Below are 15448 nucleotides of genomic sequence, written 5' to 3'. Positions count from 1 at the left end.
GCAAGACAGCAAGTAAGGAGAGCCCGATGAGCTGACACAAGTCAGTGATTCGGGTCTCCGAACGCGGCGAACGCAGCTGCAGCTTTATTTACGAAAAGCTGTGGTCTCCATTCAAGTAAATGAAGTTGCAGCAAGACAGCAAGTAAGGAGAGCCCGATGAGCTGACACAAGTCAGTGATTCGGGTCTCCGAACGCGGCGAACGCAGCTGCAGCTTTATTTACGAAGAATGGCGGACGGTACGCAGGAATTCCTGACGTGTATTCTGGCTGGACTTGAACAGACCGCCCAGAGACGTGGTGGTTGTCGCGCTGGTTGCGTCACGCACGCCGCGGGCTTTCACGCAGTAATGCACGGCATCAATCGACACTGCCACATTTGGCGTGCCGAGCAGCGTCTGTAACGCCACCAGAATCTGCTGGGTCAGACGTTCCTGAACCTGCGGACGCTGCGAGAAGAACTGCACAATGCGGTTGATTTTCGACAAACCGATCACGGTATCTTTTGGCAGATATGCCACGGTCGCTTTCCCGTCGATGGTCACGAAATGGTGTTCGCAGGTGCTGGTCAGGGTGATATCACGCACCGTCACCATCTCATCCACTTTCATCTTGTTTTCGATAACAGTGATTTTCGGGAAGTTCGCGTAATCCAGCCCGGAGAAAATTTCATCAACGTACATCTTCGCGATACGACGCGGCGTTTCCACCAGACTGTCATCGGAGAGATCCAGATTGAGCAATTGCATGATGCCAGTCATATGTTCCTGGATCCGCTGTTTGCGCGTTTCGTTGTCGATCGGCAGGGCTTCACGCAGAGGGGTTTCCAGACCACGGGCTAACAATGCCTCATGGACTAAAATGGCTTCTTTACTCAGGGTTGGCATTCATTCTTCTCCGGCAGGTGTAATCACTTTGACGCAGATCACGCCAAAGTGAGGTGGCTTACTGTAGTGGAGAGCCGGTTCAGAATCCAGTGATAGTGTTTCATGATGGATGAAATAGCTGCAACTTATCGGTTCTGCCGGAAGACCAGCGCGCCGGCAATCACGAAACCGGCCAGCGCGACATACAGGGCCGGTTCAAGATGATGCGTCAGCGCAGTCGAAATCGCAGATAAAATTGGCCCGAACAGCTGCCCGACGGCATAACCGGTGGTGAGCAATCCGGCCATATAACGGCTGTGATTCGGCGCCAGTTCGCGGCTGCATTGCAACGCCAGCTGTACCACGCTGAGGAAACCGCCACCGGTCAGCAATGCCCCGAGTACCAGCCCGGTCACGCCCGGCACGACTTCCGCACACAAAATCCCCAGTCCCTGCGCCCATAATGTCAGCGCCAGACGTTTATGCGTCGTCAGGCAATGGCGGGTCAGAATACCTATCACGATGCCGACAACCGCCGCGCCGCCGAACACCGGCCAGACAAACTGTGCAAACAGGCTGTCAGGAAAACGTGCCGTCGCCATCTGCGATAAAAATGTCGCGGGAAGGATGTACCCAAAGCCCGCCAGACTGTAACTCCACACCAGACGTTTCAGCGCCGGTGTCATGACCAGCGGTTCTGTCGCCACGTGGGAACGATGTAAATCACCTTTACGGGGCAGATTCGGCGTGATAATTGCCACAAAAATCAGCGCCAGCACACCGTAAACGCACCAGGCCTGTGCCGAGGACAGCTGTAAACTGTGGATACCTACGGCTAACATGCCGCTCAGGAAAATCCCGGCACCCGGACCGGCGAATACCGCCGCGCTCATTGCCGGACGGCCAAAATGCGCCAGCCGTTCGTTACACCATGCGGAGACCATCACCATCGCCCAGCCGCTGGTCCAGCCGATCAGGAAGCGCACGATGCTGTGCAGCACTTCGCCGGAAATCACCGCCGACAGTAATGTCAGTACTACGCCGCCCCACACACCCAGCCATAACCGGCGTTCGAGGTGTTTGGCCGCACGCATTCCGTCAAACGCACCACACAGATAACCGAGATAGTTGAAGGCGGCGACTAAACCCGCGCCGGTCAGGCTGAACTGATGTTCAGCTATCATTAAAGGAACCTGCGGCGTGAAGGCGAAGCGCCCGATACCCATCGCGACCACAAAAGCCAGAAAACCACTAAGCGCAATACGAAAAGCCATAACTGCTCCGCTGTAAGAAACCGCAATGCAACATGTCAGAAACAATGAATAAACATACTCAAAGCCTGTTGCCGAAAACAGCAGATTTCTTAAAAGAAAGTTAATTGGAAGTTGTGGCTATGATGCCTTATGAGTACAATCACGAAAACTGAATAATACAAACCAAGTTGTTTACGATTAGAGAACACAGGAACCCATCATGGATCTGACTCAGTTACGGATGTTTTGCTGCGTAGCGGAAACCGGTTCGCTGGCGCGTGCGGCAGAGCAACTCCACCGCGTGCCTTCAAACCTGACCACCCGCCTGCGCCAGCTCGAACTCGAACTGGGCACCGATTTGTTCATCCGCGAAAAACAGCGTATCCGACTTTCCGCGATGGGCCACAACTTCCTTAACTACGCCGAGCGCATTCTTGCGCTGAGCGATGAAGCGATGAGCATCACCCATGCCGGAGAACCTGCCGGGAATTTCGCGCTGGGCTCGATGGAAAGCACCGCAGCAACGCGTCTGCCTTCGTTGCTGGCGGCTTATCATCAGAAATTTCCCCAGGTGGCATTGTCGCTGGTGACAGCCACTTCCGGCGAAACTATCGACAGCGTGCGTGCCGGACGTCTCGCTGCGGCGCTGGTTGATGGTCCGATAGATTTTGACGACATCAACGGCTGTATCTCATTTCGCGAACGCATGGTGGTGATCAGCCCGCTGGGTGAATCGCCACTCGTCGTACCTGCTGGTCGCAGCGGTCATACCGTATTTGCCTTCCGCCCGAGCTGTTCCTATCGCCAGCGTTTGCAGGGCTGGATTAAGGAAATGAATGTGCCGGTTGCCAATACGATGGAGATTCAGTCCTATCATTCAATGATGGCCTGCGTTGCCAGCGGTGCGGGTATCGCGATGATCCCGCGTTCGGTGCTGGAACAATTGCCCGGCCACGAACGCGTAGAAATTCACGAAATTCCGGATGAATTCGCCGATACCGCCACCTGGCTTATCTGGCGCAGGGACGCTTTCAGCCCGAATGTCCGGGCGCTGAAAGAACTGATTATCGAACAGAATGACGGTGTGATCCCGTTACTGAAACACCCTCTGGCCGGCGAACATGACCCGGCACTGCATCCGACTTATTAACCTGAAATCTGATTAAGCTAAAAACACCTGACTGGAGCAACATAATGGAAATGATTAAAACACGTGCGGCCGTCGCCTGGGGCCCGAATCAACCTCTGTCCATCGAAGAAGTCGATTTGATGCCACCACAAAAAGGCGAAGTGCTGGTGCGTATCGTTGCCAGCGGCGTATGCCACACCGACGCCTACACCCTGTCCGGCAAAGATCCGGAAGGCGTTTTCCCCGCAATCCTCGGCCATGAAGGCGGTGGTGTAGTAGAAGCTGTCGGCGAAGGCGTCACCAGCGTGGCCGTTGGCGACCACGTGATCCCGCTGTACACGCCGGAATGTGGCGAGTGTAAGTTCTGTAAGTCCGGCAAAACTAACCTGTGTCAGGCTATCCGTACCACGCAGGGTAAAGGCCTGATGCCGGACGGCACTACCCGTTTCTTCAAAGACGGCAAGCCGATTTTCCATTACATGGGCACCTCGACTTTCTCCGAATACACCGTCGTCCCTGAGATTTCTCTGGCGAAAATCAACAAAGAAGCGCCGCTGGAAGAAGTGTGTCTGCTCGGTTGCGGCGTGACCACCGGTATGGGTGCTGTGATTAACACCGCCAAAGTGAAAAAAGGCGATACTGTGGCGATCTTCGGCCTCGGCGGCATCGGCCTTTCGGCGATTATCGGCGCCGTGATGGCGGGCGCAGGCCGCATCATCGGTATCGATCTGAACACCAGCAAGTTCGATCTGGCCCGTAAACTCGGCGCAACCGATCTGATCAACCCGAAAGATTTTGATAAGCCGATTCAGGACGTGATCGTCGAAATGACCGACGGCGGCGTGGACTTCTCCTTCGAATGTATCGGCAACGTGAACGTGATGCGTTCCGCGCTGGAATGCTGTCATAAAGGCTGGGGCGAGTCGGTCATTATCGGCGTTGCCGGTGCCGGTGAAGAAATATCCACCCGTCCGTTCCAGCTGGTAACCGGCCGCGTATGGCGGGGTTCCGCATTCGGTGGCGTCAAAGGCCGCAGCCAGCTGCCGGGCATTGTAGAGCGTTATCTGGACGGCGAATTCGCCCTGAACGATTTCATCACTCACACCATGCCGCTGGAAGAAATCAACGAAGCGTTCGATTTGATGCACGAAGGTAAGTCTATCCGTACGGTTATTCATTTTAACAAGTAAGGAAAGTTTTCGATGAGCAGCTCGATTGAACTACTCGAAGAACACCGGATGTTTGGCGGCTGGCAGCAGCGCTACCGCCATACTTCGGCCAGCCTGAATTGTGGCATGACGTTCAGCATCTATCTGCCACCGGCAAAAGATGACACGCCCCCGCCGGTGCTGTACTGGCTGTCGGGCCTGACCTGCAATGATGAAAACTTCACGCTGAAAGCCGGGGCGCAGCGCGTCGCGGCTGAGCTTGGGCTGATTCTGGTGATGCCGGATACCAGCCCGCGCGGCGAAGGTGTCGCCAACGACGAAGGCTACGATCTCGGTCAGGGCGCAGGATTTTATCTGAACGCCACCCGGTCGCCGTGGGCCGCGCATTACCAGATGTACGATTACCTGCTCGACGAATTGCCTGCGCTTATCAGCGGGCATTTCAACGTCAGCGATCGTCAGTCGATTTTCGGTCACTCCATGGGCGGCCACGGTGCGCTGATGCTGGCGTTACGTAATCCGCACCGCTTCTGTTCAGTTTCCGCGTTTGCACCCATTGTGAATCCGGCGCAGGTTCCGTGGGGACGCAAAGCCTTCTGGGCGTATCTGGGTGACGACGAAAGTCAGTGGCTGCAATACGACAGTTGCCATCTGCTGAGTGCATTGCCGGCAGATCAGAAGCCATTCCCGATTTTAGTCGATCAGGGTGATGGCGATCAGTTTCTCGCAGATCAGCTGCAACCGGCAAAACTGGCCGAAATCGCCCGCCAGCGCGGCTGGCCGTTACAGCTTCGCGTCCAGCCGGGGTACGATCACAGCTACTTTACGATTGCCTCGTTTGTGGAAGATCACCTGCAATTCCATGCGGAGTTTTTGCACTCCAGGGCATGAGGGCGTAATGCCTTTCAATGCTGAATGAGAGAATTTCGGTTTCTCACTTGCAGTGGTCACTCAATGCGCTGTGCCGAAACCGCCCAAGAGAGGGAAAGCACTTCCCGCTCTTGGGCGGTTTCGAATACCGTAGGTTCTGTGAAGGCTGTTTATGAGAAACCGAAATCTTAGAGATTCAGATAAAAAGGGGGCTTTGGGGAACCCCAAAATCTCAGCTCTTCAATTTCGGATCCAGCGCGTCCCGTAATCCATCGCCCAGTAAATTAAATGCCAGAACGGTGAGGAATATCGCCAGACTTGGGAATATGGCCACGTGCGGTGCCATAACCATGTCGGCACGGGCCTCGTTGAGCATAGCGCCCCACTCCGGAGTCGGAGGTTGCGCGCCCATTCCCAGGAATGACAGGCTGGCAGCGGTGATAATAGATGTACCAATGCGCATGGTGAAATACACCACTATCGACGACAACGTGCCCGGCAGGATATGACGGAACAAAATCGTGGCGTCGGATGCCCCGATGCTGCGTGCCGATTCAATATAAGTTTGCTGTTTCAGCACCAGCGTATTACCACGCACCAGACGTGCGAACGCCGGGATGCTGAAGATAGCAACCGCGATAATCACATTCGACATGCCGTTACCCATCACGGCAACCACGGCAATCGCCAGCAGGATACCGGGGAAAGCAAACAGCACGTCGCAAACGCGCATGGTGATGCGATCCCACCAGCCCTCGTAATATCCGGCCAGTAATCCGAACACAGTGCCGATAACTGCGCCGAGTACCACAGACATTACGCCAGCGGTGAGTGATATCCGCGCGCCCATCAGGATACGGCTGAAAATATCCCGCCCGAGTGAATCCACACCGAGCCAGTGCATCACCGACGGACCTTCGTTCAGACGGTCGTAATCGAAGTAATTTTCCGGATCAAAGGGCACCAGCCACGGCGCAAAGATCGCAGCGGCAATCAGTAAAAGAATGAAAACGCCCGCAATCATCGCGATATGTTGCCGGCGAAAGCGCCGCCAGAACGCTTTCCACGGCGTTCTTACCGCCTGCGAAGTTTCGGATCTGATTATCGGCAAGCTCGCCAGTACGGCATTTCTCCGCCAGTTTTTCATGCGACTGCTCACTTGTATCGGATAGAAGGGTTAATCACGGCGTACAGCATGTCCACCAGCAGATTGATGAGGATGAATTCGAGAGAGAAGAGCAGTACCTCGGCCTGGATCACCGGATAATCACGCATCTCCACGGAATCTACCAGCAACCGCCCTAACCCCGGCCAGTTGAAGACTTTCTCGACCACAATCGAGCCCCCCAGCAGGAACCCAAACTGTAATCCCATCATGGTCACAACCGGGATCATGGCGTTGCGTAGCCCGTGTTTTACCACCACAACGGCTTCATGAACGCCCTTCGCCCGCGCCGTGCGCATGTAATCTTCCTGCATAACTTCGACAAAAGACGCCCGGGTAAAGCGCGCCATAATGGCCGCCACCGCCGCGCCCAGCGTGATGGACGGCAGAATATAATGCTGCCAGCCGTCAGCCCCGACGGTCGGCAACCAGCCCAGTTCAACGGAGAAAACCTGCATCAGCAGCATACCCAGCGCAAAGGCCGGGAAAGAAATACCGGAAACAGCGAGCGCCATGCCCAGACGATCCGGCCAGCGGTTGCGCCAGACGGCGGAGACTACGCCAATGAGCAGCCCGATAATCACCGACCACAGCATGCTGGTCAGCGTCAGCCAGAAGGTCGGCATAAAGCGGGAGCTGATTTCATCAATGACCGGGCGTTTGGACACCATCGAGTGCCCGAAATCACCGGTCAGCGCGTTGCCGAAGAAGGTGAGGAATTGCTGATAGAGCGGCTTATCCAGCCCTAAATCCTGACGGACCAGCGCCACGACGCTGGCGTCTGCGTCCTGTCCGGCCATCAGACGCGCCGGATCCCCCGGCAAAAGATGTACAAATAAAAAGACCAGCACTGCCACAATCAGCAATGTCGGAATCAGTCCCAGTAATCGTTTCAGAAAATAATTAAGCATGATTCGCTGTCTGTGATTTCACGGTATGACATCCCTATTCCGTCTGCGGAACACGTAAGTTCAGGGCGCGGAAACTTTGAACCCGCACCCTGAAAGCTTCACCGCATATTATTTCACATCGGCATCATCAAAGCTGAATGCCGTATCCGGCATCACATAGAAACCAGTCAGACGTTTGTTGTTGGCAGAAACCAGACGCTCAGTCACCAGGAATGCCCACGGCGCGTCGGTCCAGATTTGTTTCTGGGCATCGGCGTACAGTTTGGCTTTCTCCGCTTTGTCAGTGGTTTTCAGCGCGTCGGACAAATCTTTATCCACCTGCGCATTGCTGTAGAACGCCGTATTGAATTGTTTCGGTGGCGCAGCCTGGGTTGAGAACAGCGGCGACAGCGCCCAGTCAGCTTCGCCCGTTGATGCCGACCAGCCGGTATAGAACATGCGGATACCTGCTTCTTTCTGCCCGACGTTCTCCACCTGAGCGGCACGCTGTGCGGCATCCATCGCGGTGACCGTCACTTTGATACCGACCTGCGCCAGCTGCTGTTGCGTGAACTGCAACACTTTTTGCGCGGTGCTGTTGTTATGTGAAGACCACAGCGTGGTGGTAAAGCCGTCCGGATAACCCGCTTCTTTCAGAAGTTGTTTGGCTTTTGCCGGATCATATGGCCACGGTTTGAATTTCGCGGCGTACTCAATTCCCTGCGGCAATGGCCCTTCGGAAGGCACAGCGTAACCGGCAAACGCGACTTTAATCAGCGCCTGTTTGTTGATGGCGTAGTTGATCGCCTCACGCACTTTCACGTTATCGAACGGTTTTTGCGTCACGTTAAAGCTGATGTAACGATGCAAAATTGACGGCGCGGCCACCAGATCCAGTTTCGGGTTTTTCTCCAGCAGCGCGGCCTGCTCGTAAGGCACCGGGAACGCCAGATCAGCTTCACCGGTTTGCAGCATCGCGGCGCGGGTGTTGTTATCTACAACCGGACGCCAGGTGATGGTATCGAGTTTAGGCTCGCCTTTTTTCCAGTAACCGTCGAATTTCTTCACTTTCACGAAGTCGGTTTGGTTCCACTGATCCAGCGTATACGGGCCGGTGCCCACCGGATGGAAACCGATCTCTTTGCCGTATTTGGTCAGCGCCGCCGGGGAAATAATCACAGCCGATGGGTGTGCCAGAATATTGATGAACGCCGAGAACGGTTCTTTGAGCGTAATTTTCACGGTCGTGTCATCCACCGCTTCCGTGCTGGCGATATTTTTAAACAGGTTGTAACGCTTGAGATGATTGTCAGGATTGCTGGCGCGATCAAAGTTAACTTTTACCGCCGCCGCGTTGAAGTCGGTGCCGTCCTGGAATTTCACGCCCGGATGCAGCTTGATGGTGTAAACCAGCCCGTCCTTGCTGACCGTGTAGCTGTCCGCCAGCACGTTTTCCAACTTCATGTTTTTATCGAAGCCAAACAGCCCCTGATAGAAGGATTTTGCCACCGCCTGCGACAAGGTGTCATTCGCATCATAAGGATCAAGCGAGGTGAAGTTAGAGCCTACGGCGATCACAACGTCTTTGGCAGCCCATGCTGAAGCTGAAGCCAGAGAACCGAAAATAGCGGCAGCGAGCACCGCCTGGCGGATCACGTTCTTACCTTTACGTTTCTGCTGATTCATGTCAGTTCCTTTTCCTGTCTTACCCGTTTGTCTTACAAAGAATTGGCGCTTAAAAAACAAGCCACCACAAAAATCAGTAAAGCCCCGCGATAGCATGCCGGGCGACAAAGTGCCCTTCGCCCACCTGAACCAGCGGGGCGACCAGCGGCTCGTCGTTGAGCGCACGGATCGGGCTGGGGATTTCATCCACCAGCAAGGCCTGTTCTTTTCTTTTATGCGCCGGATCGGCCACCGGCACCGCCGCCATCAGTTTGCGGGTATACGCGTGCTGCGGATTTTCAAACACCGCACGCCGCGTGCCGATTTCAACGATTTGCCCGAGATACATCACCGCCACGCGATGGCTGATACGCTCGACGACCGCCATGTCGTGCGAAATAAACAAAAACGCCAGCCCGAACTCTTTCTGTAAATCCATCAGCAAATTAATGATTTGCGCACGGATCGACACATCGAGGGCAGAAACGGATTCATCCGCAATCACCACTTTGGGATTGAGCGCCAGTGCCCGCGCGATACAAATTCGCTGCCGCTGGCCGCCGGAAAATTCGTGAGGATAGCGCTGCGCGTGTTCCGGCAGCAGCCCGACTTTTTCCAGCAGCCAGGCGACGCGCGCCTCGGCCTCTGCGCCTTTCGCCAGATTGTGCACCAGCAAAGGCTCCATAATCGAATACCCGACCGTCAGCCGCGGATCGAGCGAGGCGTACGGATCCTGAAAAATAAACTGAATATCGCGGCGCAGGTGTTGCAGCGCACTGCCGGTGACATCGGTCAGCACCTGGCCGTTAAACGTAATTGTTCCGCCCTGGCTTTTCACCAGTTTCAGCAGCGAACGACCCGTGGTGGATTTTCCGCAACCGGATTCGCCCACCAGCGCCAGCGTTTCACCCGGATGTAAGTCAAAGCTGACTTTTTCCACGGCATGTACGCGGCGCGTCACACGGTTGAAAATTCCACTGCGCAAATCAAAACGCGTGACAAGATCGCGAACCTCCAAAACCGGCGGCGCACCCGGCGTCAGGGTGTCCTGCACCAGTTCCGGGTCACTTTCTTTTTGCTCCTGCACAGGGAAACGCGCGGGCAATGGTTTACCGGCCATCGAGCCTAATTTGGGTACCGCCGCCAGCAGCGAGCGGGTATAGGGCTGTTGCGGCGCACGGAAAATCGCGCCCACGTCGCCGGTTTCCACGCTGTTGCCCTGATGCATCACCAGCACGCGGTCGGCAATTTCAGCCACCACACCCATATCGTGGGTGATAAAAATCACGCCCATGTGCATCTCTTTTTGCAGCACACGGATCAGTTGTAAAATCTGCGCCTGAATCGTCACATCCAGCGCCGTCGTCGGTTCATCGGCTATCAGTAACGCAGGCTTGCAGGAGAGCGCCATCGCGATCATCACCCGCTGGCGCATACCGCCGGAAAGCTGATGCGGATAGCTGTCGAGAATATTGCGGGCTTCAGGAATACGCACCAGATCCAGCATGCGCAACGCTTCGGCACGGGCGGCGCGGTGGTCTTTATCCTGATGCAGACGGATTGACTCGGCGATCTGCTCGCCCACCGGAAACACCGGATTGAGCGAGGTCATCGGTTCCTGAAATATCATCGCCATATCCGCACCGCGTAAACTGCGCATGGCGGGTTGCGTCGCTGCGATGAGATCGACCACTTCGCCATTTCGACGGCGAAACTGCATTTCGCCCTGCGTTATCTGCCCGCCGCCTTGTTCCACCAGACGCATCAGCGCCAGCGACGTCACGGATTTACCTGAGCCGGATTCGCCGACTATCGCCAGCGTTTCGCCACGCCTGACCTGAAAACTGAGATTATTCACAGCCGGAATAATTTGCCCTTCATGCGAAAACTGCACGCTGAGCTGGCTGACGGCCAGAACGTGGTCGGGAGGCAGGGTCAGGGAACGGTTCATGAGCGGTAAATACTGACGACCGGCGCGTCGCCCACGCGGGCAAATCCGCGGTACATGCCTTCACTGTTGAAAGGCAGTTCGACGTTGCCAAATTTATCCACAGCAATCATTCCTCCGCTCCCGCCCATCGGCAGCAGTTTTTCCTGCACCACTTTGTGCGTAGCTTCTTCGAGCGTTAAACCGGCGTATTCAATCAATGCCGCAACGTCATACGCCGCGACCGTGCGCATAAAGACTTCGCCGGTGCCGGTGCTGGAAATCGCCACGGTGTTATTGCTGGCGTAGCAGCCTGCACCAATAATCGGGCTGTCGCCGACGCGTCCGGCCTGTTTGTTGGTCATGCCGCCGGTGGACGTCGCCGCCGCCAGGTTGCCCTGCCCGTCCATCGCCACCGCGCCGACGGTGCCAAATTTATGTTCCGGATCGATCGGGTCGCCAGACGGCTGAGCATTCAGGGACGCCCCGTCGTGATCGAGCATCACGCCGCCGTCTGCCGCAATCGCGCGCTGCAACTGATCGAAACGTTCCTGCGTGTAGAAAAATTCCGGCTCTACCATTTCCTGCCCGTGCTCGCGGGCAAACGCTTCCGCACCCGCGCCGGTAAACATGACATGCGGGCTGTTTTCCAGCACCTTGCGCGCAGTCAGAATCGGGTTGCGGATATGATTAACGCAGCTGATGGCACCGGCCTCCAGCGTACGGCCATCCATGATGCAGGCATCCAGCTCATGCGTGCCCTGATGCGTGAAAACGGCACCTTTTCCGGCATTAAATAACGGGCATTCTTCCAGTAAACGTACCGCTTCAGTCACCGCATCCAGTGCGCTGCCGCCCGCCGCCAGAATGGCCTGCCCGCTGGCAACAATACGTTCCAGCTCGGCTAAATAATGTTGTTCTTTTTCACGACTCATTGCTGCGCGGGTAATCGCCCCGGCACCGCCGTGAATGGCAATGACCGGACGCTTCTTGTCCGAAACGGAACTCGCTGAATTATCAGTAGAAGAACTCATTAGAACTGCACCCTGAGTTGTTGTATTTATGTATACAGAAAGTGATGTTGCCCTGTTTTTTGACTATATTTAGCCCGCTACAGTATGTAAAGCAGAAATGTAAAACTACAAAAACGCGCTAATTGCTTAGATTGTTTAAGAAAATCAAATACGAAGATTGAATAAACGTCCAAGACAAACCGTAAAAGAACAGGAATAATAATCGTCCTAACCGCAGATATAAGCACCTCTGGCAAAGCTTACTGTGGCCTTCTTATATTTTTTATTTTTAGGAAATCAGTTATGGAAACTGTTTATAACCGCCGTCGGATCAACGTGATCTCGTGGCTAAGTTACTTCTTTACCGGTGGGCTGGTTTCCACTTTAGGGATTGTCATCGGCCCGGTGGCGACCGCTTTCAATAAAGAGCCTGCATTTATCGGCCTGATGTTCTCGCTGATGAACATCGGTTTGTTCCTGCCGATCATGATAAGCGGCATTCTGATGCGTAAGTTCGATCTCGGTAAGCAGCTGATTACTGGTTCAATTATCACTATTCTGACCTGTATCGCGCTGTTCGTGATGCCGTCCATCACACTGTTCGGCGTCGGGGTATTCCTGATTGGTGCGACAGCGGGCCTGATGATGTCTATCGGCAGCTATCTGGTTGTGCGCATCAACGATGACCCGAAAAAGCGTTCTGCTAACCTGATTTTCACCGACTTCTTCTTTGCGCTTTCTGGCATGACGCTGTCGCTGGTGCTCGGTTTCCTGTTCAAACACGGCGCAAGCTGGCTGGCGATGTACGGCATTATGGGCACCCTGAGCGTGCTGATGATTTTGCTGTGCGTGGGCCAGAAATTCCCGGTTGTCGCTAAACCGGACGCCGTGGCAAAACAAGATCGTGAAGCGAAAGAGCCGTGGGGCTTTGCCGCGTATGTGCTGTGTTTTGCACTGTTTGCCTTCGTCTTCAGCGAACTGGTGTTCACCCTGTGGATGCCAAGCTGGTTGCATGAACACTTTGGTCTGGACACTGACCGCGCAGCGATTTACATCACCACCTACTGGATGGTGAAAGCGATTGGCCTGTTCCTCAACCAGTTCACCGTGCGTTTCGTCAAACTGCGTACGTTCCTTTTTGCCTCCGCGATTGTCGGCTTAATCAGCCTGTGCGTCGTGACGCACAGCGAAAATACGGCGCTGGTAATGGCTGCGGTGGGCGTGTTCGGGTTCTGTAACTCAGGGATGTTCTCCGGCCTGATGAGCTACGGCAGCCTGCAGGTGAAAAACTCACCGCCAACGCTGACCTCTGCCCTGCTGACCACCGCGTCAGTCGGCACGCTGATTTTCGCGTCATTCTCTTCGTTCATTTACCGCGAATACGGCCTGTTCTGGGCGCTGAATATCGCCACCGTTTCTTACGTGCTTCTGGTGCTGGCGGTGATCATTGCCGGTATCCGCAGTAAAGCAGAAAAGATTCATCGCGAAATGTCTGTCGGCTGAATGACAGACTGAGTGGTGAAAAAGCCGCGGGAAAGTTCAAAGTTCCTGCGGCTTTATTTTTTGGCTGAGAATTGTCAGAAGCAAAATGAATCAGAGCAGATCAAGAAACCGCGCCGTCGCCGGTGTCACCGAATCCGCCTGATAAATTGCGTAGAGATCGGCAGGCAGCATTTCCGTCAGCGCGCAAAATCGCACACCCGGCCAGTGGATCCGTGCATAACTTTCCGGCAATAACGTAATTCCGTAACCGTTCGCCACCAGTGCCAGCGCAGTCTGCGGCTCATTCACCTGCTGTTTCACCTGCGGCAGAAAACCGTGCTGACGGCACATCGAATATAAATAACTGCCCAGACTCGACGTGTTCATCGGCATCAGAATAAAATCCTCATTCGCCAGCTGGCTGAACGCCACACTGTTTCTGATCGCCAGCGGATGATTCTCTGACAGCGCCACAGCCACGTTCTCACGCCCCATCAGCTTGCTCGATAACCCCTGCGGCAGCGCCAGCTTGGCCTCTCGCCAGATACCGATATCAATCCTTTGCAGCTGCAACGCGTCGATTTGCTGAACCGGCGTAAGTTCGGTAATCGACCAGCTGATTTCCGGCGCATGCCTGCCGAAATTGTTCAGCACGGGCATCAGCGGCCCCCAGGCGGCAGTGCCCACCGTACCAAACTGAATATGCCCGATTTCCCCCCGGCCAATCTTACGTACCTGATGCAAGGAACGGTTGATGCTGTCGAGCATCAGCCCTGCTTCACGCATCAGCGCCGCGCCCGCCGGTGTCAGCGACACGGAACGGGTGGTACGCAGAAATAGCGGCGTACCGAGAAGATGTTCCAGCTCTTTGATATGCAGGCTCAGCGGCGGCTGCGACATATTGAGCCGCACCGCCGCTTTGCTGAAACTCAGTTCCTCGGCCACGACGCGAAAGTAGTGCAGCAGGCGGAGATTAATCTGGCCGAGATCGAAAACTGAATCGGTGAATGGTCGCGTCACATTTTCTCCAGCAACATTTATTTTCCCTTAAATATTAGCGTATTGGATTTATAGATTTTGACTATAAATCCCGGCGGCGAACGGTATTAGACGCCACAGGCCGCTCACCCTAGCATTGCCTTCAACTCAACCCTACTGTCAATAATGAGAGAAGTGATCATGCTCAATAACAACGCGTTTGACTGTGCAGCAATTATCCGCCAGCGTGCCCCGGGCTTTATCCCACGCGCCGCGCTTATTTTAGGTTCCGGCCTCGGCACGCTGTGTGACGATATGTCCGGTGCGATTACCATTCCTTATCACGACCTGCCGGGGTTCCCTCAAAGCAGCGTCGTCGGCCACGCCGGTGAACTGGTTCTGGGCCATCTCGAAGGTGTACCGGTAATGTGCATGAAAGGCCGCGGCCATATGTATGAAGGCCACGGTATGTCGGTAATGACCAGCGCCGTCCGCACTTTCAAACTGTTGGGCTGTGAATTCCTGCTGGCGACTAACGCCGCCGGATCCATGCGCAAAGAAGTCGCGCCGGGTCGTTTGGTTGCGCTCACCGACCACGTCAGCTTTATGCCGGAATCCCCGCTGGCTGGCCCGAATGACGACCGTTTCGGCCCGCGCTTCTTCAGCCTCGCGAACGCCTATGACAAAGATCTGCGCGCGCAGCTTCACGCTGTCGCCGGCAAACTGGATATCGACGTGGCAGAAGGCGTATTCGCCGCCTACACCGGCCCGAACTTCGAAACGCCTGCGGAAATCCGCATGATGCAAACCCTCGGCTGCGACGTCGTCGGCATGTCTATCGTGCCGGAAGTAATTTCCGCGCGACACTGCGGCCTCAAAGTGCTGGCGGTTTCTGCCATGACTAACTTTGCCGAAGGTCTATCCGACACCCCGCTTTCCCACGAACAAACCCTGAGCTGCGCAAAACTGGCGGTGGGTGATTTCACCCGACTGATCCGCGCGTTCTTCGCCGACCTGTCAGCGGCTGGGAAATAAGGGACGTCT

General features: G+C 55.2%; 13 protein-coding genes. 5 read left to right on the top strand and 8 right to left on the bottom strand.

Features of this window, described 5'->3' with window-relative positions; genetic code table 11:
- Positions 1-218 precede the first annotated feature (218 nt).
- Together folE and M2403_RS11360 are read right to left on the bottom strand one after the other, a co-directional pair.
- The gene (folE, locus tag M2403_RS11365; protein ID WP_152324229.1) at positions 219-884 is read right to left on the bottom strand and encodes a GTP cyclohydrolase I FolE; all 666 of its coding nucleotides are present in this window, start codon (positions 882-884) and stop codon (positions 219-221) included.
- 125 nt (positions 885-1009) lie between these two features.
- Positions 1010-2137, bottom strand: coding sequence for an MFS transporter (locus M2403_RS11360; RefSeq protein ID WP_259229174.1), 1128 nt, complete (start codon positions 2135-2137; stop codon positions 1010-1012).
- A 199-nt stretch (positions 2138-2336) separates the two neighbouring features.
- Here M2403_RS11360 and M2403_RS11355 point away from each other — a divergent pair, with 199 nt between their 5' ends.
- The 3 genes from M2403_RS11355 to fghA are packed head-to-tail and all read left to right on the top strand — an operon-like array spanning position 2337 to position 5305.
- Entirely contained in the window at positions 2337-3266 is a 930-nt protein-coding gene (locus M2403_RS11355) for a putrescine utilization regulator PtrR (protein WP_152324231.1), read from the top strand.
- A 44-nt stretch (positions 3267-3310) separates the two neighbouring features.
- Entirely contained in the window at positions 3311-4435 is a 1125-nt protein-coding gene (locus tag M2403_RS11350) for an S-(hydroxymethyl)glutathione dehydrogenase/class III alcohol dehydrogenase (RefSeq protein ID WP_195825023.1), read from the top strand.
- Positions 4436-4447: 12 nt separating this feature from the next.
- Positions 4448-5305, top strand: a complete 858-nt coding sequence (gene fghA / locus M2403_RS11345) for an S-formylglutathione hydrolase (protein ID WP_259229171.1) — start codon at positions 4448-4450, stop codon at positions 5303-5305.
- Between the two features lie 211 nt (positions 5306-5516).
- Here fghA and gsiD read toward each other — a convergent pair whose 3' ends face one another.
- The 5 genes from gsiD to M2403_RS11320 all read right to left on the bottom strand — a co-directional run bounded on the left by gsiD (position 5517) and on the right by M2403_RS11320 (position 11965).
- Complete coding sequence (gene gsiD / locus M2403_RS11340; protein ID WP_259229169.1) at positions 5517-6431, bottom strand: glutathione ABC transporter permease GsiD; 915 nt, start codon at positions 6429-6431, stop codon at positions 5517-5519.
- 8 nt (positions 6432-6439) lie between these two features.
- Positions 6440-7360: a glutathione ABC transporter permease GsiC gene (gene gsiC / locus M2403_RS11335; protein ID WP_152324235.1), complete on the bottom strand. Its 921-nt coding sequence runs from the start codon at positions 7358-7360 to the stop codon at positions 6440-6442.
- A 108-nt stretch (positions 7361-7468) separates the two neighbouring features.
- Positions 7469-9025 carry a glutathione ABC transporter substrate-binding protein GsiB gene (gene gsiB, locus M2403_RS11330; RefSeq protein WP_152324236.1) on the bottom strand — a complete coding sequence of 519 codons (1557 nt, stop codon included), beginning with the start codon at positions 9023-9025 and terminating at the stop codon, positions 7469-7471.
- A gap of 73 nt (positions 9026-9098) precedes the next feature.
- Positions 9099-10955, bottom strand: a complete 1857-nt coding sequence (gsiA, locus tag M2403_RS11325) for a glutathione ABC transporter ATP-binding protein GsiA (RefSeq protein WP_259229167.1) — start codon at positions 10953-10955, stop codon at positions 9099-9101.
- Complete coding sequence (locus M2403_RS11320) at positions 10952-11965, bottom strand: isoaspartyl peptidase/L-asparaginase family protein (protein WP_259229166.1); 1014 nt, start codon at positions 11963-11965, stop codon at positions 10952-10954. The genes gsiA and M2403_RS11320 overlap by 4 nt, the downstream gene beginning before the upstream one ends.
- A gap of 282 nt (positions 11966-12247) precedes the next feature.
- On the opposite strand from M2403_RS11320, the gene tsgA reads away from it, so the two are divergent.
- Positions 12248-13447, top strand: a complete 1200-nt coding sequence (tsgA, locus tag M2403_RS11315; RefSeq protein ID WP_152324239.1) for an MFS transporter TsgA — start codon at positions 12248-12250, stop codon at positions 13445-13447.
- Between the two features lie 90 nt (positions 13448-13537).
- Here the strand turns inward: tsgA and M2403_RS11310 are convergent, their stop codons facing one another.
- A complete protein-coding gene (locus M2403_RS11310) occupies positions 13538-14446 on the bottom strand; it encodes a LysR family transcriptional regulator (RefSeq protein ID WP_152324240.1) in 909 nt (302 codons plus the stop codon).
- Positions 14447-14605: 159 nt separating this feature from the next.
- On the opposite strand from M2403_RS11310, the gene xapA reads away from it, so the two are divergent.
- Positions 14606-15439, top strand: a complete 834-nt coding sequence (gene xapA / locus M2403_RS11305; protein WP_152324241.1) for a xanthosine phosphorylase — start codon at positions 14606-14608, stop codon at positions 15437-15439.
- Positions 15440-15448: the final 9 nt, after the last annotated feature.

The organism is Rahnella sp. BIGb0603, assembly GCF_024808755.1.
GTDB classification, from domain to species: domain Bacteria; phylum Pseudomonadota; class Gammaproteobacteria; order Enterobacterales; family Enterobacteriaceae; genus Rahnella; species Rahnella contaminans.
This window is presented reverse-complemented; position numbering and strand designations above follow the sequence as displayed.

What these genes read in the sequence shown, in the direction of transcription:
- folE (WP_152324229.1), bottom strand. Translation starts at nt 884, where the DNA reads ATGCCAACCCTGAGTAAAGAAGCCATTTTAGTCCATGAGGCATTGTTA.
- M2403_RS11360 (WP_259229174.1), bottom strand. Translation starts at nt 2,137, where the DNA reads ATGGCTTTTCGTATTGCGCTTAGTGGTTTTCTGGCTTTTGTGGTCGCG.
- M2403_RS11355 (WP_152324231.1), top strand. Translation starts at nt 2,337, where the DNA reads ATGGATCTGACTCAGTTACGGATGTTTTGCTGCGTAGCGGAAACCGGT.
- M2403_RS11350 (WP_195825023.1), top strand. Translation starts at nt 3,311, where the DNA reads ATGGAAATGATTAAAACACGTGCGGCCGTCGCCTGGGGCCCGAATCAA.
- fghA (WP_259229171.1), top strand. Translation starts at nt 4,448, where the DNA reads ATGAGCAGCTCGATTGAACTACTCGAAGAACACCGGATGTTTGGCGGC.
- gsiD (WP_259229169.1), bottom strand. Translation starts at nt 6,431, where the DNA reads ATGAAAAACTGGCGGAGAAATGCCGTACTGGCGAGCTTGCCGATAATC.
- gsiC (WP_152324235.1), bottom strand. Translation starts at nt 7,360, where the DNA reads ATGCTTAATTATTTTCTGAAACGATTACTGGGACTGATTCCGACATTG.
- gsiB (WP_152324236.1), bottom strand. Translation starts at nt 9,025, where the DNA reads ATGAATCAGCAGAAACGTAAAGGTAAGAACGTGATCCGCCAGGCGGTG.
- gsiA (WP_259229167.1), bottom strand. Translation starts at nt 10,955, where the DNA reads ATGAACCGTTCCCTGACCCTGCCTCCCGACCACGTTCTGGCCGTCAGC.
- M2403_RS11320 (WP_259229166.1), bottom strand. Translation starts at nt 11,965, where the DNA reads ATGAGTTCTTCTACTGATAATTCAGCGAGTTCCGTTTCGGACAAGAAG.
- tsgA (WP_152324239.1), top strand. Translation starts at nt 12,248, where the DNA reads ATGGAAACTGTTTATAACCGCCGTCGGATCAACGTGATCTCGTGGCTA.
- xapA (WP_152324241.1), top strand. Translation starts at nt 14,606, where the DNA reads ATGCTCAATAACAACGCGTTTGACTGTGCAGCAATTATCCGCCAGCGT.